The following is a 19,442-nucleotide window of genomic DNA, read 5'->3' on the forward strand; positions in this document are numbered from 1 at the left end:
CCTCGTCACAGATCCTGCAAGCGGCTCGTGGGCGGCGCAGGGGGCGGGCTCCCGGTGTTGGGGGTCGAAAGCTCGGCCGCCTCCCTGTCCACGTCCACGGACATCTGGATGCGCCTGAAGGCGGCCAGGGTGTCGAGCTCCTGCTCGGTGAACCCGTCCCGGCTCATGCGAACGGCCGCTTCGAGCAGTTTCATGAGCTCGCGGATGCGTACCGCTTCCTTGGCCGCATCACGATGCCGTCGCCGGTAGGCCTTGGCCGCGGGCCCCTGCCAGCGGGCCTCGATCGTGTCGACGACCGTGTCCATGCGCTTGACCTGCCGGTCCAGGTAGCGCTGCATCTCGTCGAGGTCGTCGGCCAGCTTGGTCAAGTGCCCGCTCTTCACCAGCAAGTCGGGATCTGTCGCCACGTATCCGCCCCCCGTACCCCAATGACCGCTCAACTGCCCAGTTGCCCAGTTGCCCAGTTGCTCAACAAATCGTTCAACACTTGCACCCTAACAAGCTTGAACACAGGTTCGGCTGCCGCCACTTCGTGCGCAGAAGTCGAATCGTGTCGCACCGGTGTCGTGGCCGGGCCGGCTCCTCATGACACCGACGGGGGCACCGGCAGCGGCACCGGAGGCCGTCAGGCGTGCAGACGGCCGTCCGCCATCACCAGCCGAACGCGGCGCAGCGCCTGGAGATCGCTCAGGGGATCTCCCTCGACGACCAGCAGGTCCGCGCGGAGGCCGGGGAGCAGGCGTCCCGTGACCTCCCCCAGCCCGAGTGTCTCCGCCGCCTCGCAGGTGGCCAGGTCGACGATCTCCTGCGGGGTGCAGCCCAGATGGGCGAAGAATTCGAGACTGGACACGAAGTCGTCGAAGACCGCCCGGCTCACGCCGGCGTCCGTGCCGGTGAGCAGCCGCACCCCGCGCTCGCGCATGCGGCGGATGCCGCCGAACATCTCCTCCGCGCGCTCTTGTCCGAAGCGCTCGGCGAAGCCGCGCCAGTCGGGGCTGGCCGCCGGACAGACCGCGATGCCCCGGGCGGCGATCTCGTCGACGACGTCGTCGAGGAGCCGGAACCCGTCCCGCTCGATCCACGTGCAGTGCTCGATCGTGCTCACCCCGGCCTCCACCGCCGCGACGATGCCGGCGGTGCCGTGCGCATGCGCCGCCACCGGGAGGCCGGCACCCGCCGCCTCCTGCACGATGATCCGGAGCTCCTCGGCCGTGAACTGGGGCGCCCAGACCGGCGGCCCGCCCTTGGTGATGCCCCCGCCCGTGGCCATCACCTTGACGAGGTCCGTGCCCCGCTCCACGTTGCGGCGGACCAGCGCCCTGGCGGCGTCCGGGCCGGAGACCTCTCCGCCCAGGAACCAGCAGTGTCCGCCGGGTCCCGTCACAGGAGTGCCGGCCGCGAGGACACGGGGGCCGGGCAGCCGTCCCGCCCTGACGGCGTCGCGGAACTGCGTCACCAGTCCGTTCCGGTCCCCGAGGTCGCGCACCGTGGTGACGCCCGCGTTCAGCAGGCCGAGCGCCCGCTCCGCAATGCCTTCGGCCACCGTCGCGTCGTCCGCCTCCCGCAGCGCCGCGACCGGATCGGGCCCCGCGTCCAGAACGAGGTGGACGTGTGCGTCGACGAGCCCCGGCAACAGCGTGCCTTCGGGGAAGTCGTGACGCAGAATGCCCGCGGGGGCTCGGGCCTCCACCTCGCGGCGCGGTCCGGTGTCCGCGATGACGCCGTTTCGCACCAGCACGGCGCCGTCCGCCAGGACCTGGCCGTGCGGTCCGGTCACCACGCGCCCGGCCGAGATCAGGGTGTCCATCGTCACTCCTCGTTCAGGATGGTGCTGTCAGGGCTTCGGAGAGCCGGATCAACTGCCGTACGTCGCTCTCCAGTCCGCCGTCGCCCTCGCCGGGCAGGGCGACCGGAACGGCCTGGGAGGGCGCGTCCTCCCCGGAGGCGTACGCCCGCAGCGCGGTCCTCAGATGGCGCGCCGCGACCTCGGGCGTGAGCGGTGCGTCGGCGTCGGCCGTGGCCGCCTCCAGTGCCAGGTAGGGACTGATCCGGACGAGCCCGTCCCGGCACTCGATGACACGCCGGTAGTAGCGCCGGTGCACGCCCCGCGGACTCAGCACGTCCCAGCGGCGGGCGGCCCCCGTGCGTTCGAGTGCGTCCTCCGGGAACGCCAGGTGCAGAGCCGCCCAGAGAGGGGCCAGCCTGCGGTAGACGCGGCCGTGGTGCCACCACAGGCGGATGCTGGCCCAGCGCGTCACCAGCCCCGGGTAGACCACGCCCGCCACGAACAGGGGGATCGCGAGGTCGAGGAGGAGCTTCGCCCCGGTGATCACCGGGTGGGGCACACCGCCGCCGAGCAGGCGCAGGAGCGTCACGCACTCCCGTACCGCCGAGGCCAGCACCATGCCGGCCAGCGCGGCGGCCACCATCCGCAGCCCGGTCGCCAAGGGCCGGCTCGCCAGCCGCGCGTACCGCACCGTCCAGAACAGCGCCGCCGCAAGGGCATACGTGAGGTAGGCGCCGGCCGAGAGGTAGAAGACCGCGACACCGGGGACCCTCATGTCGGCCGTCGCGTACGTGTGGCCCCGCTCGACGTGCGGCGTCACGGCCATGGCTGCCGCCGCGATCACCGCGGTCGCGGCGAACGGCACCGCATGCCGGCGCACCCGCGTCCGTGCGGCGGCCGGGTCGGACGCCGAGTGGATGAAGAAGCACCCCAGGAAGTACACGGCTCCGAGCAGGCAGAGGTTCTGCAGCAGCTTGGCGGCGCCGTCCCCGGCGAACCCGTCGACGAGGCGGATGACCACGGGCAGCCCGAACGGGAAGGAGAGACCCGCGCTGAACATGCAGAGGAAGACCGCGCGCAGCAGCCGGTCGGAGGGATCGCGTGCGACCTGCCGCCCCGTCCAGAGCAGCGAGCCGTACAGAACGACGGCGAGCACCAGGGACAGCACGGTCACAACCACCCCTGCCGGTCCGCGAGCGCCGTGTGCACCCGTCGGGCCGAGACGTCACCCGGCGCGCGGGGCGTGACCCGGTCCAGCACCGACGCCCACTCGAGGATGATCGTGGCGACGAGTTCCGCCTCCCGTTCCCTTTCCTCGGCGTAGGAGGTGCGCCGGAGCGCGCGGTTGATCACTTCGATCGAGAGGTCCGGCAGCACCTCCTGCCAGACGGCGTCCTCGGACTCGTCGCTCCCGTGGTCCGCCAGGATGTGCCCGACCTCGTGGAGCACGATGTGGTCCTGGTGCGCCCGGCTGGTCTCCTTCTGGTAGAAGATGAAGTCCGCGTGCGCGCCGGCGATCCACAGACCGTACGGGCCCGGGACGGGCAGCGAGTACGGGACCAGCCGGATCGGCCGTCCGCGGTGCTCACCGAGGAGCCGGCACAGCTCGGGGACCCGCAAGGGGGCGGTGACGCCGAGTTCCCTGAGGATGCTCCGACATCGTTTGCGCAACGTACGTTCGTTCACGAGCCAACTCCGCTGGTGAATCTCCTGGGGCCTGGAAATTCCATCCAACGGCGTCACACCATCATGATCCAGGACGATTCAGGCCATCGTCCTGGCCGGGACCGCCCTCGGCCTGCTCCAGGCGGTAGACCACGTCCAGCAGATCCATGACCTGTTCGCGGTGCTTCTGCGACAACTGCCCCGCCCGCATGGCCATCAGCTTCACGTCACTGCCCTGCGACGCCTCGTGCAGCCGCGCCTGCGCGGCGGCGAGGGCCAAGAGCTGCTCCTCGATGCGTGCGGTGGCCGAGTCGTCCACGAAATAGGCCGCGGGGACTCCGAAGAAGCCTGCCAGCGCCTGCAGATGACGCAGCGTCGGATTGGTCTTCCTGCTCTTGCGCAGCTGCCAGATGTAGCTCTGGGAGATCGACACACCGGTGCCCCGGATGGCGGAGGCCACCTGCTCGTTGCTGTACTCGTGGTCGGGATCCGGTCTGACGGTCTCGAAGAGCCGGTTCAGCTTGTCGGCGAAGCCGTGTTCCGGTTCCTCTGGCATGACGTCCACCTCCCTGGTCCGGCCAGCTCTGTTCTTCCACTCGGATGAATCGGCGCAACGTCCACTATCGCCACTCTGGTTGAAGAGCGTCAAGGTGCGGACTACGGTACGGCTGCACCGGCCGTCAACCGACGTGAAAGCACGATCTACCCAAGGATCGACATGGGTCGATACCGGACCCGGGGAACGACGAAGGCAGCCATCGGCTCCGCACCGACCACGCGGGAGCCGTCCCACCGCTGCCCCCGTCCCCTGCACGGCGAGCCGACGGCATGGCGCGAGTGCTGGAGCACAACGTGAGCCAGAAGGGGGAGCAACACATGTCAACTGCGTCCGGAACGGGGAACATCCACCTCCACGGCAGTGCCGCCGAAATACCGCTCTACGCCCAGATCCGGGCGAAGCTCAGGATGGACATCGCGTCGGGCCTCTACCCCCAGGGGGAGTACCTTCCGCCCGCCGACCAGCTCGGCAAGGAGTACGGCGCCAACAAGAACACGATCCTCCGCGCGCTGCGGATGCTGCGCAGCGAAGGGGTCGTGGACTTCGGGCGCGGTCGCGGCGCCGTCGTCCTGCCGGCTTCGGGCCCGGTGGGCCTCGACGACATCTCCGACCAGCTCCAGCGGGTCGTCAACCTCGCGGACGTCTCGGGCATCCCGCGCGCCGCCATCATCTCCGCCATCGAACGGATGCCCAGGATGGCCGCCCGCCACGGGAGGGCGGCGCGGCGCGGGCTGCCGGCGGTGCGCGGCCGCAGGCCGGGATGGAGCCAAGGAAGCTCATGCGGAGAGTGACCAACAGCCCAAGAAGACCAGGCTGATCCCGCACCCCGGACCGGCGGATCCTTCTCATCCCGGTCCCTCTTGTGCCAGGTGGCGGCCCTGACGAGAGGTGCCGGGCGGCCCGGCCGCCCCGGTCGCGGACCGTGTCGGCCACCGGCTGCTCCTTGAGCGGAGGGTGGCCACCGGCCGAGGATCTTTCCAGGCGGCCACCGAAATCCCGGGAAAAAGGGGGTCGTCCCGTCAGAAACCCATGCGAGAAGGGATGAGAACCATGGCCAAGAAGGTCTACGAGGTTCCGGCGCTGTCCAAGGCCGGTGACTTCCGCAAGGACACCGGATTCCTGAAGCGCGGACCGCACGAGCCCAAGGTCCGTCTGCCCCTGGGCTGGTAGTCCGATGACACGCCACGGCGAGGGATGGTTCGCGCTGTTTCCGGACTGTGAGGCCGCCCTCGCCGTGGCCTCCCGGCTCGGGAAACGAGCCGAACGCACCCTCACACACCCGTCAGGACGACCGTTCGTGCGGGGCAGCTGGGCCACATCCGTCCAGGCCCGCAACGACCGGGGAATCTTTGTGGCGCTCATCGGGCACACCCCCGTCGGCGCACCCGAACTCAGCGCGCACATCGCCGGGGTACGCGATCCCGGCGCAATCCACCGAGTCACCGCGCGCCTCCCCGGTGACTTCCACGTCATCGCCGAGGCACACGGCGAGATCCACGCGCACGGCACCGCCTCGGGGATGCGCCGGCTCTTCCACGCCACCGAGGACGGCGTCACCGTCGCCGCCAACCGCGCCGACGTGCTGGCCCGGCTGGTCGACGCACCGGTCGACGAGGACGTCCTCGCCCTGCGGCTGCTGGACTCCGTCCCGCACCCGCTGGGTGACGTCCCCCTGTGGCGCGGCGTGCACTCCGTCGTCCCCGGCGAACTCCTGCGCTTCGGCCGCTCCGCCCCGCGGACGGTCCGCTGGTGGCAGCCCCCGCGGACACAAGTCCCGCTCGCCGAGGGGGCGGAGGCGCTCCGCACGGCGCTGGACGAGGCCGTGCGCCTGCGGGTGGACGCCGCCGGAAGCGTCAGTGCCGATCTCTCCGGCGGCCTCGACTCCACCACCGTCTGCGCCCTCGCCGCAGGCGTGAGCACCGCTCCGTTACCCGTGCTCACCATGCCCAGCAGGGACCCGGGCGACGACGACGTGCACTGGGCCCGGCTCGCCGCCGCCGAGATCGACGGCCTGGAGCACATCCTGCTCGACATCGACGAGATCCCGCTCTTCTACAGCGGTCTGCTGGACGTGCGCGGACCCGTCGACGAACCCCTCCCCACCATCCTCGACCAGCCGCGCCAGCTGGTCGGCCACGACCGGCTCCTCGCCGGCGGGTCGCGCCTCCACCTCACCGGCATGGGCGGCGACCACGTCCTGTGGGGGCATCCCGCCCACCACCGTGACCTGCTGACCACCCGTCCCCTCACGGCACTGCGGAGCATCCGCGGCTACCGCGCCCAGAACCGCTGGTCGCTGCGCGAGACCCTGGCCGTCCTCGCCGACAGCCGCCCCTACGGCCAGTGGCTCGCGGACATCGCCGACGACATCACCGCCCCGCGACCCGCCCCGCACAGCCCGGACGTCTTCGGCTGGGACATCCCGCCCCGTCTGCCCGTCTGGGCCACCGCCGACGCCGCCGCCTCCGTACGCCGGAGCCTGCGGGAGGCCGCCCGCACGGCACAGCCGCGCGGTACCACCCGCGCCCTCCACAACGAGATCCACACCCTGCACCACGGCACGCGGGCCACCCGAATCCTGCACCAGGTCGCGGAGCACAGCGGGCTGCCGCTGGCGAGTCCCTTCCTCGACGACCGTGTCGTCGAGGCGTGCTGGTCGGTCCGCTCCGAGGAACGCGCCACGCCCTGGGAGTTCAAACCGCTGCTCAAGCGCGCCATGCGCGGCCGGATGCCCGACGCGCTGCTGCGCCGCACCACCAAGGGCGAGGCCTCGGCCGACGCCGCCAACGGGCTGCGGGAGAACCGCGAACGCCTCGCCGAGCTGTGGCGGGACTCTCTGCTCGCCAAGGCCGGACTGGTCGACGCCGACAAGCTCCTGGACATCACCCTGCGGCCCTCGTCGCCCGAACTCCGGCACGGCGGCCTCGACGCCACTCTCGCCTGCGAGATCTGGCTCCGCACCATCTGAAGGGGAACCCATGCAACTGCGTGAGGACGTGTCCGTGGTGGACACCGACTACGGCAAGGTCCTGCTCGACGGCAGTACGGGTGAGTACTGGGAGCTCAATCCGACCGGCAGCTCGGTCCTGGCCGGCCTGCTCGACGGCACCCCGGCGAAGGACATCGCCGACGCCCTGTGCGCCGAGTTCGACGTCGACGCGGACCGGGCGCAGGCCGACGTGAGCGCCCTGCTCTCCGCCCTGCGCGACGCCCGGCTGGTCGGCCCGTGAGCTTCCATCCGGTCCCGGAGACCCACACCGGGACGTCGTTCGCCCAGCGCGCCGGAGCCCGCCTCGCCGTGGCGGTGGGCCGGCCCCTGCTGCTCCTGCCGCCGGCCCGGCTGGCACGGGTGCTCGGCGTGGTGTCCCGCGGAGCCCGCCCGGCCGGCCATGACCGGACCTACCGGGCCCGGCAGGCCGTCACCACCGTCAGCGCGGTCTGCGCCGGCCGTGAGGGCTGCCTGCCGCGCTCGGTCGCCACGGCCCTGCTCTGCCGCGCCCGCGGGGAGTGGCCCACGTGGTGCGTCGGCGTCCGCGCCGCGCCGCCCTTCGGCGCCCACGCCTGGGTCGAGGCGGAGGGGCGGCTGGTGGGCGAGGAACTGCCCGAGAGCTACTTCCGGAGGCTGATCACCGTGGGCTCCGGGAGCGAGGAGAGGAGCCCTTCATGACCGACCACGCGGATCCGTCCGGCACCGCGACCGGAACCGGCCGGGGAGCCGGGGACGGGCCCGGGACCGTGGCGCACCCCGGGGAGAACCCCGCCGACGGCGCCCGCCCGGGCACCCGTGATCTGCTGCGCCTGCTGCGCGGCAGCGGCCGGACCGTGGGGGCCGCGCTCGCGCTGACCGTCGCCGGCACCGCCCTCGGACTGCTCCAGCCGCTGCTGACCATGCGTCTGATCGACCGGGTCTCCGCCGACCGGGCCGTCGCCGTGCTCGTCGTGACGCTGGCCGCTCTCTTCCTCGTCCAGGCCGCCCTGGAGGCGGCCGGTCAGTACCTGTTGGACGTGACCGGCGAGAGCGTCGTCCGGCGCCTGCGCCGCGGACTCGTCGAACGGCTGTTGTTCGTCCGCCTCCGAGAACTCGACGGCCGGCGCGCCGGCGACCTGCTCTCCCGGGTCGGCACCGACACGACCATGCTGCGGGACATGGTCGCGGGCAGCTTCGTGCAGCTCGTGACCGTCACCATCACCGGAGTCGGCGCCGCGGGACTGATGCTCTGGATCGACCCCGTCATGTTCCTCGTGGTCGCCGGGACGCTGCTGGTCGCCGCCGTCCTCGTCGCGGGCGTGATGGCCGGCATCCGGACCAGCACCGAACAGGCGCTCGCCGGTGTCGGTGCCATGACCGCCGACCTCGAACGCGCCCTCGGCGGCATCAGGACCGTACGGGCGGCCCGCGCCGAACACCGGGAGGCCGAGCGCATCGGCGCGGACGTCGACGCCGCCTACACCGCCGGCGTCCGCTCCGCGAAGCTCGGCTCCGTCGTGGGGCCCGCCATGGAGATCGCGGTCAACGGCTCGTTCCTCCTCGTCCTGCTCGTCGGCGCGGTCCGGGTTTCCGACGGCTCCATGTCCGTCAGCGAACTCGTCGCTTTCCTGCTGTTCGCCACCTACCTGGTGATGCCGCTCGCAGGCCTCTTCAACGCGCTCAGCCTGATCCAGCGCGGCCTCGGCTCGCTCCGCCGGATCGAGGACGTCCTGCGCCTGCCCGTCGAGCAGGACCCGCAGGACGGTGCGCCCGTACCGCTCCCTGCCCCCGCCGCATCGCCCGCGGCACCGCCCCCGCTCCTCGAACTGCGGCGGGTCTCCTTCGCGTACGACGACCGCCCTGTGCTGCGCGACGTCTCGTTCTCCGTGCCGCGCAGCGGGCTCATCGCCCTGGTCGGCCGGTCCGGCGCCGGCAAGACGACGATCGTCTCCCTCGCCGAGAAGTTCCACGAACCGGACGGCGGACACGTCCTCTTCGACGGCGCCGACGTCAGGGGCGTCGATCCGCGCGACCTCCGGGCCCGTATCGGCTTGGTCGAACAGCACGCGCCCCTGCTGTACGGAACCCTGCGGGACAATCTCGTCTACGCGAAACCCGAGGCGCATGAGAGAGAAATCCGGGAAGTGCTCCGGATGGTGAATCTCGAAGAACTCGTGGAGCGCCTGGCGAACGGACTGGAGACGGAAGTCGGCGACCGGGGATTCAATCTCTCCGGCGGCGAACGCCAACGCGTCGCCATTGCCCGAGCCCTGCTCGCCCGGCCCGAACTCGTACTCCTCGACGAACCCACGTCGCAACTCGACCCCATCAACGAACGGGAACTCACCGACGTCCTGCGGGACATCTCCCGAGAACGCGCCCTGCTCGTCGTCGCCCACCGCATGTCCACCGTCCGGGCGGCCGACCGGATCGTCGTCCTCGACGAGGGCCGTGTCGGCGCCGAGGGCACGCACGAACAGCTGCTCGCCGAGGACCCGTTCTATCGCAGGCTGACCACCGACCACCTCACGCCGCCCCTCGGCCGGCCCGCCCCAGACAGGAGCGTCGCAGCACCGTGAGCCCCACCACTGCCCGCACCGCCACCGCACCCCACGCGACCGCCGGCGCCCGCGCACCGGGCGCACCGCACTGGACACCGGCCCTCGAACGGGTCGGTCGACTCACCCCGCGCGAGCAGGAGACCTTCCTCCTGCTCGCCGAAGGGCTCTCGAACGGGACGATGGCCCAGCGGCTGCACGTGACCGAACGGACCGTGCGCGCACACGTCGCCGCCGTCATGGAAAAGCTCGAACTCTCCTCACGCCTGACCGTCTGCCTGGCTTCGTACGTGTTCTCCACGGAACACGCGGACGCCGGAACCGGCTCGGTCCGTAAAGAGTCCTGAAAAGGCTGTCCGTTCGGGATCCGGGTCCACGGCGAATACTGTCGCCACGGCCAATGGAACGGACGCACGGTGTTCGACACGATTTCCCTGGCGCCGGAAAAACCTCCGGAGCCCCCGACGAAGTGATTCGCCGGGAAGAATGACGAAAGGAAAGTCATGTCTGACGCATTCGACCTGGACGCCCGGATCTCCGCCCCCGCCGGCCCCACCGGCGAGCAGGCGCCCCCGCCGTCCATCTCCGGGATCGCCACCCGCACCGTCTGCACCCGGGTGACCTGCCAGGCCAGCAAGACCTGTGTCTGCACCTCGATCTGCACGGTCTTCTGCGTGGGCGGCAAGTAGCCACGGGCTAGTTCCCGACGGGTGCTGCCGTGGTCGAGACACGGCAGCACCCGTCGTCGCAGAGCGAGAGAAGCACGCCGAACAGACAGGGGCCGACCAGCATGCACCTCACCCACCACGGTACCGAAGCCTGGGCCCGCGTGGCAGACGACGACCTCGTGAGCCGCGCGCGGACAGCCGTCCGGCAGGTTCTGAGGGAGACCGCGACCACCGCTCAGGTCGAGGACCTCGCGCTCCGCGCCGCCGAGCAGAGCGACACCACCGGCGCCTGGTACCCGCCCAGTCTGACCCACGGCCAGGCAGGTACCGCGCTGCTCCACCTGTACGCCGCCCGGGCCGGGCTCGGCGACCTGGACACGGCCTCCGGTCACATACGCGAGGCGGTCCTGTCGACCCAGACCGAACCTCTGCAGCACCACGGTCTGTTCGCCGGCACCAGCGGCCTCCTCCTCGCCCTCGCGGACGTCACCCGTGACGAGCCCCGCTTCCGCCCCAGCCTCGACCGGCTGACGGACCAGCTGGCCGAGCAGGTCCTCGCCGCGCCACCGCACCGCACCGAACGGGCCGTCAGCGACCTCGACTACGACCTCGTCACCGGCGCGGCCGGCACCCTCGCCCAGCTGAGCTCCGTCCCCGAGCCCTCCGAGCGGGCCGCCGAGGCCGCCGCCGTCCTCGCCGACCACCTCATCTGGCTCGCCGGACCCGCCGAGACCGCGGGCACCCCCCACCGCTGGCTCATCACGCCCCCGTACTACCCACCCGTCGGCGACTACCTCGCCAAGTACCCGCACGGGTACCTCAACCTCGGTCTCTCGCACGGCGTCCCCGGCATCGCCGCGGCCCTCGCCGCCGCCTGGGCGGCGGGCAACCGCCGCCCAGGCCACCTGGAGGCCGTCACCGCCCTCAGCGGCTGGATCCGCGCACAGGCGGACACCGACGCGCACGGCCCCCTGTGGAGCGACGGCACGCCCGTCGACGAACACGGCCACGAGGTCTCCGCCGGATGCGTGCACGACCGGATCGCCTGGTGCTACGGCACCTTCGGCGTCGCGGGCGCCCTCCTCACGGTCGCCGAGGCCACCCTCGACGACGAACTGCGCGCCGAAGCCGTCGGCGCCTTCGAGGGCGCGCTCGCCCGCCTCGGGGACCTCCGGCCACTGTCGCCGACCCTCTGCCACGGCCTCGCCGGACTGGTCATGCTGACACTGGAGTTCGCCCCCTGGAGCGCCGCCGCCCGCGAGCGGCTGCCGGAACTGGTCGGGGACCTCCTCGACCGCCACGAGCCGGACCGCCCGCTGGGGTTCGCCGACCTGGAGGAGCCCGGCAAACCCGTCGACGACCCGGGACTGCTCACCGGTGCCGCCGGCGTCGCGCTCACGCTGCTCGCCGCCACCGGCGACCGGCGGCCCGACTGGTTCCGCGCCTTCCTCGGCCGGTGACGCCCATGACCCCGTACGAGCCCGCCGGCTTCTTCCTCCTGCGCTCCCCCGCCCTGCCCGCCCGCACCTGGCTCGACGTGACCGCGGACCCCGACGACACCGCGCGGGCCCTCGTCGACCTCGCCCGCCGTCCCGACGTCACGCGCGCCCTGCTCATCGCCAGCGAGGACATGACGGACAGCCTCGACCGGATCGGCGACCTCAGCGAGAAGCGCCTGCGCCGGCTGCACTCCGGGCTGCTGCGCTACGTCACGCGCATGGCGACCCGGCCCACGCCCTTCGGGGCCTTCTCCGGTGTGGCGATGGGCGAGTTCGGCCCCGCCACCACCGCCAGGCTCGGCCGGCCCGAGGAGCACCGGCTGCGCGTGCGCGCCGACATGGGCTGGCTGCTCGGGCTGATCAAACGCCTCGACGAGTCCGACGACCTGCTCCGCAGGCTCCGGCTCGTCCTCAACCCGATGGCGGACACGGCAGGCGACCGCGTGGTCCTGCCGCAGGCCGACAAGTACGGCCGGCACGACGCCCGCAGCGTGCGCATCCGGGCCACACCCGCCGTCGAGCTCGTCATGCGGACAGCCGCCACCCCCGTCCCGTACGAGCGGATCACCGCCGAACTCGCCGCCGCCTTCCCCGAGGTCACGGCCGAGACCGTCGAGGGCCTGGTCCGGCAGATGTGGGACCTCGGTTTCCTCATCAGCGACCTGAGGCCCCCGCAGACCGCGGAGCGGCCCGAACACCACGTCCTGAAGAGGCTCACCGGCATCCCCGCCGCGCAGGAGACGGCCGACCGGCTCGGCGCCGTCGCCGACCTCGCCGACCGGGCCGACGACACCGCCTCCCTGCGCCGGCTCGCCGCCGCACAGCAGGACCTCGTACCCGGACACGACGGCCGCTCCTACCAGGCCGACATGGCACTGCACCTGGACGATCCCGTCCTGAACGCCTCGATCGGCGAGGCGGCGGCCGAGGCCGTCGGCGTCCTGGTCCGCCTGAGCGCCGCCCACAGCACACGCAACCACCTGACCCGCTACCGCGAGGAATTCAGCGAACGCTACGGCGAGGGCACCCGCGTCCCGGTGCTCGGTCTGCTCAGCCCCGACACCGGGCTCGACGCCCCGCCGACCTACACCAACCCGCCGCGCAGCATCGAACTGCCGGGGGCGACACCCGAGCACACCGCCCGGCTGGACGCCCTGCTCGTCGAGTTCGCCCAGCAGGCCTGGTGGGACAAGTCCTTCGAGGTCGAGCTGACCGACGCCTGGCTGGAGCGCCTCGCCCCGCGCGGCCCGGTGCCCGACCCGCCGCCCGCCATGGAGGTCTACCTCCAGCTGCACGCCGCCGACCGCGCCGCCCTCGACCGGGGGGAGTGGCAGGCCGTCCTGCGCTACGACAGCCTCACCTACGGCGGCCGCACCTTCGGGCGCTTCAGCGAGCTGCTGGGCGAGTCCGCCGCCGAGCGGCTGCGCGGGTACGCCCGCGCCGAGGAGGCGCTCTTCCCCGACGTCGCCTACGCGGAGCTCGCGTTCCTGCCCCCGTACGGCCGTGCGGCCAACATCACCCTGCGCCCCGCCGTCCGGCCGTACGAGATCCCCGTCAACACCACGCCGTCCGTCGGCCCGGACCAGGTCCTCCCCCTCGACGACATCCTCGTCGGCGTCAGCGGGGACCGGTTCCACCTGTGGTCCCGGAAACTCGACCGGGAGGTCGTGGTCGCCCAGCACCACATGCTCAGCCCGACGATGGCGCCGAACGTGGCCCGGTTCCTGCTGGAGGCCTCCCAGGACGGCTGCGTCATGCCCTCCGGCTTCCACTGGGGCCCCGCCGAGGCGGCCCCCTTCCTGCCGCGCGTCACCCGCGGGCGGATCGTCCTGCGCCCCGCGCAGTGGCGGCTCACCAGAAGTCCCGCGGCCACGGACCCCGCGGGCGCGCACGGCAGGACCGGTCTCGCGGAGCCCGCAGCCGGCACACCGTCCGCGCACCCGCTCGACGACCTCGACGGCTGGCGCCGGCGCTGGAACGTGCCCCGCCACGTGTATCTCGTCGAGTCCGACCAACGGCTGCTGCTGGACCTCGACCACCCCGCCTGCCGCGCCGAACTCCGTGCCGAGCTGGACGAGCGCGGTACCCTCGTCCTCCACGAGATGCTGCCGTCCTTCGACGGCATGTGGCTCCAGGACGGCGACGGCGAGCGCTACGCCGCCGAGGTCGTCGTCCCCGTCCTCGCCCGCGACGCGGTCCGCGCCACCCGCGCTCCCGTGCCGCGGCAAGGCCGCCCGGTGCCCGTGGAGCGCCATCTGCCCGGCGGTGCCTGGACGTTCCTCAAGGTCTACGCGGCCCCCGAGCGGCAGGACGAGATCATCGCCGGCCCGCTGCTCGACCTCGTCGCGGGACTGGGCCGCGAAGGGCTCCTGGACCGCTGGTTCTACATCCGCTACGCAGACCCGTTCCCGCATCTGCGCCTGCGGGTCCGCGGCACCGACGCCGACCGTATCCTCACCGAGGTCACCGCGTGGGGGCGCGATCTCGTCGCCCGCGGACTGGCCCTGGACATCGAACTCGCCGGCTACGCACCGGAGACGGCCCGCTACGGCGGCCCGGAGGTCTTCGACACGGCCGAGCGGCTCTTCACCGCCAACAGTGAAGCCACCGCCCTGCTGCTGTCGCGACAGCCCGACATCAGGCCCGAGTTCCTCGCCGTCGCCGCTCTGGACACCCTCCACGCCCAGTGGGGCATGCCGCCGGGCGGCGGGCGCATGCACCACGCCGGCGGCCACGACGAGGCCCACGTCCGGGACACCCGGACGCTGTTCCGCGAACACCGCGCCTACCTGTGCGAACTCCTCAGCCCGTGGGAGCGCGACCCCCACGAGGAAGGGCGGGCCCACCGGCTTCTCCTCCAGGAGACGTTCGCCGCGCAGGCACCCGCCGTCGCCGAGACGGCCGCAGCCGTCCGCGAGGCGGCCCGCCGTGGCCTCCTGGTCGGCTCCGAGGACGCCATCCTCGCCAGCCTCGCGCACATGCAGATCAACCGGCTCCTCCCCATCGACCTCCAGCGGGAGGCCCGCAGCCACGCCCTGTGGGCCCATGTCCTGCGCGCCGTCCGGGGCCGCACGGCCGCGAAGGCCAGGGAGGGCCGATGATCTGGCTGCGCGTCAGCACGCTGTTCTGGCGGCTCAGCCCGCTGCGGGTGTCCGCCTTCACCGGCGTCTCCCTCCTCCTCGCCCTCATACCGGCCGCGCAGATCGGGCTGGTCGCCGCCGCCGTGCAGGGTGTGGCCGACGCCGTCACCGGCGACCGGGACGCCGGACGGGCCGCGCTCATGGCGGGCGCCGCCCTTCTCGGGGTGGGCCTCGCCAGCCATGTCCTGGGCACCTTCCTGCAGTACCTCGACACCCTCCTGCGGCTCGAACTCACCGCTCGCATCGGCGAATGGGTGATGCGCAAGGGCACCATGCTCGACCTCCAGCAGTACGAGGACGCCGAGGTCTACGACCAGATGCAGCGCGCCTTCCAGGAGAGCAGCGGAGGCCGCGTCTACCAGGTCTTCACCCAGCTCCTGGAGGTCGCGAGGGAGTTGGTCACCCTGGTGACCGTCAGCGTGGTGCTGTTCTCCTGGAGCCCCTGGATCGCCCTGGTGATCCTGCTCTCGCCCATGCCGTCGGTCGTCTCGTACATGCTCTTCAGCCACAGGGCGTACGAGATCGAGTACGACCGGACCGCCGACCGGCGACGCGCGTACTACTACCAGCACCTCGCCACCACCGACCACTCCTACAAGGAGGTCCGTCTCTTCCAGCTCGGCCCGCACCTGGTGGACCTCTACACCCGGCTCATCCGCACCTTCTTCGACGTCGACCGCCGCCTCGCCCGCAAGCAGTCCGTGCTCGGCGGCGTCCTCGGTCTCCTCAGCGTCGCCGCCTCCTCCGGCGCCGTGCTCTGGGCGATCCACACCACCACCCACGCCGGGCAGGTCGGCCAGCTCGCCGGCTACCTCCAGGCCGTCGGATCGGTCCAGGTCTCCGCCCACGGCATGCTGCTCGGCGTCGCCGCTCTCTACAAGGACAGCCTGTTCCTCGGCAATCTCTTCGACTTCTTCGCCCTGCCCGAGCGCCGGATCAAGGGCGGCACCCGCCGGTTCCCGGAGACGCTCCGCAAAGGCATCGAGTTCCGCGACGTCCGCTTCGTCTACCCGGGTACCGGCCGTGTCGTCCTGGACGGCGTCAGCTTCACCCTGCCCGCGGGCGAATGCGTCGCGCTGGTGGGACAGAACGGCTCCGGCAAGACGACGCTGGTCAAGCTGCTCACCCGGCTCTACGAGCCGACGAGCGGCCAGATCTTCGTCGACGACGTCCCGATCGAGGAGTACGACCTCGACGACCTGCAACGCCACATCGGCGTCATCTTCCAGGACTTCATCCGCTACGAGCTGCCCGTCCGCGACAACATCGGCTTCGGCAGCGTCGAGGACCGCGAGGACACCGGGCGCGTCGCCGAGGCGGCACGGGCCGCCGGCGCCGACGGGTTCGTCGAGACGCTGCCCCGTGGCTACGACACGACACTCGGCCGCCACTTCGAGGACGGCCACCAGCTGTCCGGCGGCCAGTGGCAGAAGATCGCCCTGAGCCGGGCCTTCATGCGCCGCGCTCCCGTCGTCGTCCTCGACGAGCCGACGGCCTCCATCGACGCGGAGGCGGAGGCGGAGATCTTCGGCCGGCTCAAGGACGTCGCCCGCGGCGCCACTTCCCTGGTCATCGCCCACCGCTTCGCCACGGTCCGGATGGCCGACCGGATCGTCGTCCTGGAGGACGGCAAGGTCATCGAGCACGGCGTGCACCAAGACCTCCTGAGGGCCGACGGCGTCTACGCCCGGCTCTTCCGTATCCAGGCTTCGGGCTACCTGACCGAAGCCGCGTCCCCCTGAAGGCCGAGTGATGCGCGTATCCGTCCTGTATCCCGCCATGCCGACGGACCCCCGGCACGTCGCCCCCTTCGCCGCGCTCGTCCGCGACGAAGGCGCGGACCGCCTCTGGCAGGGCCAGTCCCTCAGCGCCGACACCCAGCAGGTCTTCGCCTACCTGGCCGGCATGGGCTACCGCATCCCGGTCGGGACCAGTGTCGCCCTCATGCCGCTGCGGCATCCGCTGGACGCGGCGATCCAGGCCCGCTCCCTGTCCGTCCTCACCGGACACCGCACGACTTTCGGACTCGGTCCCGCGACCCCCGACGTCGTCGCCGGACTGCACGGAAAGCCGTACGACAGCCCACGCGACGCCTGTGTGGAATACCTGACCGAGGTGCGGCGCCTGATCGGGACCGAGGACGGGGTCGCCGGGCCCGGCATCGGCGCCTCCATCGGTCTGCCGGGCCTGTCACATCCGGGGGTGGAGACCGGACTCGGTGTCCTCCGGCCGACGCTCGCGCGGGCCGCGGGCCGGGTGGCGGACGCGGCGATCAGCTGGATGACCCCGCCCGGCTACGTCCGCGACACCCTGCTGCCCGCCATGGCGAAGGGCGCGGCCGAGTCGGGCCGCCCGGTGCCCCGCATGGTCACCGTCGTGCACGCCGCCGTCGACCGCCCCGGGCGCCACGCCTACCGGCTCGCCTTCGCGGCGGCCCACGTCCACCTCGCCGGGCCGCACTACTGCGACATGCTGCGCCGCGCCGGCCTGCGCGTCCACCACAGCCGCCCGGGCCTCGGCGCCCGCACCCTCGTCGACTCCAGAGTCTTCCTCTACGGCACGCCCGGGAGCATCGCCGCACAGCTGGCCGAATACGATCGGGCGGGGGTGGACGAAGTTGTCGTCAACGTCGCCGGAGTGTATTCCGAGCATGGCCGACCGGACGCCGTACGGGACCTCCAGGAGATCCTGGCGGCCTGCCGGGAGGCGACGAACTGACCCAGGAACGGGTGCGGTAGGCCGGGGCACGCCCGCGTGCCGCCTTCCCGCACGCGGTGAGGAGAGGCAAGACGGTGCCCGACGACATCGCCCGATGGCTGAACGAGCACGCCAACCCCTTGAGCAGCCTGACCCCCGGCGCGCCGGTGGAGGACCTGAAACCCCTGGGCGAGGCCCTGCGGGGGACACGGATCGTCGGTCTGGGCGAATCCACCCACGGCACGGGCGAGTTCTTCCGGCTGAAGCACCGCATCGTGGAGTTCCTGGTCCGTGAGGAGGGGTTCACCACCCTCGCCATGGAGGCCAGCCAGTCCGCCGCCCGCGCGCTCGACGCGTACGTCCGGTACGGCACGGGCGCCCCCGAACGGCTCGTCGCCCGGCTGGGTTTCTGGACCTGGCGCACCCGCGAGATGGTCGACCTCGTCGAGTGGCTGCGCGCCCACAACCGCAACCTGCCCGAAGAGCGCCGGGTCCGCTTCGCGGGAACGGATCCCCAGCTCTGCGCCGACTCGGTCGAGGCCGTCACCGCCTTCCTACGCCGCACGGCGCCCGGTCAGGCCGGGCGCATGGACACCTTGGACGTACTGGCCCGGGCCCGCCCGGGCTCGCTTCCGGACCCGGACAAGGCCCTGATGCGGCACGCCGAGGAGATCGCCCGCCTCGTCGCGGACCACGCCGGACGGTCGGATCCCGGCGACGGCGCCGACGAGGCTCTGGAACACGCGCGGATCCTGGTCCGCGCCGCCGACCTGGTGACCCGGCCCTTCGAAGCCCCGGCCGGGGAGGACGCGGTGTACGCCGCGCGTGACCGCTACATGGCCGAGGCCGTCGCACGGCTCGTGGACGACGACCCCGGCGCGCGCGTCATGGTCTGGGCACACAACGGGCACATCGCGAAGGGCACGTACGGGGAGCAGGTGCCGGCCCTCGGCAGCAGGCTCCGCGAACGGTACGGCGACGCCTACTACGCGCTGGCCCTCCTCTTCGGCAAGGGATCATTCCTGGCCCGCCGCGGCAACGATCTCCAGCGCCCGCCGGCCCGCCACCGCATCGGCACCGGCCTCCGCTCCCTGGAGGCCAGACTCACGCACGCCGTACCCGGCGACTACTACGCGGACCTCCGCGCCGCGGGTCCCCCCGCCGACGCCGCGCCCTGGCTGCACGCCCCGCACGCACAGCGCAGCTTCGGCGCCAACGTCCAGCGGTTCTTCTACCGCTTGAACACGGCCCCGCTCGTCCCGGCCGAGGACTACGACGGCATCGCGTTCGTGGCACGCTCGACCTGCTCCCACCTGCTGCCCCCGGCGGTGGACTGAGGTTCTTTCACGTCCACAGGTCGAGCGCGGCCTTCAGGGTGAGCTGCCACATCGGTTCGGCACCTGTGCCGAATGCCGCGGCGAGCCCGTACCCCACGGACGCGTCATAAGGGTCCTGGGCAGGCCCGGACTCGCCCGCCGCTTCCCAGTCGGCCGACACGCGCCCGTCGCCGCTCGAGGTGAAGACGCCGAGCAGCCGTTCGTCCCGCAGCAGCCGGCTGGTGCCGAGGGAGTCCGGAACCAGCAGGTAGCTGCACTCCCGCGCCCCGGAGACGACCTCGACCCGGTAGGAGCGCCGGGTCAGGAATCCCTTGGAGGGCCGCAGGGTCTCCTCCGCGCCGTCGACGAGCAGAGTGAGGTGCTCGGGGTCCCGCGTCCCGATCGGCACATGGCTCTCCGGCACGGTGTGCGGGGCCCGCCGGATCTCGACCGGCGGCAGGCCGTCCCCGCTCACGCCCAGTGTCCCGGCCTCGTGGTCGAGTTCGATCCGGACCGCGCCGAAGAGCGGATCGTCGGCGGGCACGTACGTGTACGGATTCATCGGGACCCTTGCCTCCTGCTCACC

The 19,442-nt window shown here is 72.2% G+C and carries 19 protein-coding genes; 13 read left to right on the top strand and 6 right to left on the bottom strand.

All coding sequences use genetic code 11. From position 1 onward, the window contains the following. Positions 1–5 precede the first annotated feature (5 nt). The 5 genes from KO717_RS07240 to KO717_RS07260 form a co-directional block, all read right to left on the bottom strand. Entirely contained in the window at positions 6–368 is a 363-nt protein-coding gene (locus KO717_RS07240; RefSeq protein WP_301365150.1) for a WXG100 family type VII secretion target, read from the bottom strand. A 257-nt stretch (positions 369–625) separates the two neighbouring features. After that, complete coding sequence (locus tag KO717_RS07245; RefSeq protein WP_301365152.1) at positions 626–1,807, bottom strand: amidohydrolase family protein; 1,182 nt, start codon at positions 1,805–1,807, stop codon at positions 626–628. A 13-nt stretch (positions 1,808–1,820) separates the two neighbouring features. Continuing rightward, positions 1,821–2,960, bottom strand: a complete 1,140-nt coding sequence (locus tag KO717_RS07250) for an MAB_1171c family putative transporter (RefSeq protein WP_301365154.1) — start codon at positions 2,958–2,960, stop codon at positions 1,821–1,823. After that, positions 2,957–3,472 (bottom strand): hypothetical protein, encoded by a 516-nt coding sequence (locus KO717_RS07255; protein WP_189281981.1) that lies wholly within the window; start codon positions 3,470–3,472, stop codon positions 2,957–2,959. Before KO717_RS07255 ends, KO717_RS07250 begins: the two co-directional genes overlap by 4 nt. A 61-nt stretch (positions 3,473–3,533) precedes the next feature. Next, entirely contained in the window at positions 3,534–4,007 is a 474-nt protein-coding gene (locus KO717_RS07260; RefSeq protein ID WP_189281982.1) for a helix-turn-helix domain-containing protein, read from the bottom strand. Positions 4,008–4,327: 320 nt separating this feature from the next. Here KO717_RS07260 and KO717_RS07265 point away from each other — a divergent pair, with 320 nt between their 5' ends. From KO717_RS07265 to KO717_RS07325, 13 genes are all read left to right on the top strand, one after another. Then, a complete protein-coding gene (locus tag KO717_RS07265; protein WP_301365158.1) occupies positions 4,328–4,801 on the top strand; it encodes a GntR family transcriptional regulator in 474 nt (157 codons plus the stop codon). A gap of 259 nt (positions 4,802–5,060) precedes the next feature. Continuing rightward, on the top strand, positions 5,061–5,180 hold the full coding sequence (locus KO717_RS07270) for a keywimysin-related RiPP (protein WP_107069644.1): 120 nt from the start codon (positions 5,061–5,063) through the stop codon (positions 5,178–5,180). Between the two features lie 181 nt (positions 5,181–5,361). Continuing rightward, positions 5,362–6,978 carry an asparagine synthase-related protein gene (locus tag KO717_RS07275; RefSeq protein WP_301365161.1) on the top strand — a complete coding sequence of 539 codons (1,617 nt, stop codon included), beginning with the start codon at positions 5,362–5,364 and terminating at the stop codon, positions 6,976–6,978. Positions 6,979–6,988: 10 nt separating this feature from the next. Continuing rightward, positions 6,989–7,240: a lasso peptide biosynthesis PqqD family chaperone gene (locus tag KO717_RS07280; RefSeq protein WP_189281985.1), complete on the top strand. Its 252-nt coding sequence runs from the start codon at positions 6,989–6,991 to the stop codon at positions 7,238–7,240. Continuing rightward, positions 7,237–7,677 carry a lasso peptide biosynthesis B2 protein gene (locus tag KO717_RS07285; protein ID WP_250740579.1) on the top strand — a complete coding sequence of 147 codons (441 nt, stop codon included), beginning with the start codon at positions 7,237–7,239 and terminating at the stop codon, positions 7,675–7,677. The genes KO717_RS07280 and KO717_RS07285 overlap by 4 nt, the downstream gene beginning before the upstream one ends. Next, positions 7,674–9,557 (top strand): ABC transporter ATP-binding protein, encoded by a 1,884-nt coding sequence (locus KO717_RS07290; RefSeq protein WP_301365164.1) that lies wholly within the window; start codon positions 7,674–7,676, stop codon positions 9,555–9,557. The genes KO717_RS07285 and KO717_RS07290 overlap by 4 nt, the downstream gene beginning before the upstream one ends. Beyond that, positions 9,554–9,883: a response regulator transcription factor gene (locus KO717_RS07295; RefSeq protein WP_301365165.1), complete on the top strand. Its 330-nt coding sequence runs from the start codon at positions 9,554–9,556 to the stop codon at positions 9,881–9,883. The genes KO717_RS07290 and KO717_RS07295 overlap by 4 nt, the downstream gene beginning before the upstream one ends. 156 nt (positions 9,884–10,039) lie before the next feature. After that, positions 10,040–10,225: an FDLD family class I lanthipeptide gene (locus KO717_RS07300; protein ID WP_109777672.1), complete on the top strand. Its 186-nt coding sequence runs from the start codon at positions 10,040–10,042 to the stop codon at positions 10,223–10,225. A 140-nt stretch (positions 10,226–10,365) separates the two neighbouring features. Then, positions 10,366–11,664 (top strand): lanthionine synthetase C family protein, encoded by a 1,299-nt coding sequence (locus KO717_RS07305; protein ID WP_301365168.1) that lies wholly within the window; start codon positions 10,366–10,368, stop codon positions 11,662–11,664. A 5-nt stretch (positions 11,665–11,669) separates the two neighbouring features. Next, complete coding sequence (locus KO717_RS07310) at positions 11,670–14,804, top strand: lantibiotic dehydratase (RefSeq protein WP_301365170.1); 3,135 nt, start codon at positions 11,670–11,672, stop codon at positions 14,802–14,804. Then, positions 14,801–16,585, top strand: a complete 1,785-nt coding sequence (locus KO717_RS07315) for an ABC transporter ATP-binding protein (RefSeq protein ID WP_301365172.1) — start codon at positions 14,801–14,803, stop codon at positions 16,583–16,585. The genes KO717_RS07310 and KO717_RS07315 overlap by 4 nt, the downstream gene beginning before the upstream one ends. Before the next feature lie 10 nt (positions 16,586–16,595). After that, a complete protein-coding gene (locus KO717_RS07320; protein WP_301365174.1) occupies positions 16,596–17,561 on the top strand; it encodes an LLM class flavin-dependent oxidoreductase in 966 nt (321 codons plus the stop codon). Between the two features lie 74 nt (positions 17,562–17,635). Then, positions 17,636–18,877, top strand: coding sequence for an erythromycin esterase family protein (locus tag KO717_RS07325; RefSeq protein ID WP_301365176.1), 1,242 nt, complete (start codon positions 17,636–17,638; stop codon positions 18,875–18,877). Between the two features lie 7 nt (positions 18,878–18,884). On the opposite strand, the gene KO717_RS07330 is transcribed toward KO717_RS07325, so the two are convergent. Continuing rightward, the gene (locus KO717_RS07330) at positions 18,885–19,418 is read right to left on the bottom strand and encodes a hypothetical protein (protein WP_301365178.1); all 534 of its coding nucleotides are present in this window, start codon (positions 19,416–19,418) and stop codon (positions 18,885–18,887) included. Positions 19,419–19,442: the final 24 nt, after the last annotated feature.

The organism is Streptomyces xanthophaeus (assembly GCF_030440515.1).
Classification (GTDB): Bacteria; Actinomycetota; Actinomycetes; order Streptomycetales; family Streptomycetaceae; genus Streptomyces; species Streptomyces kutzneri.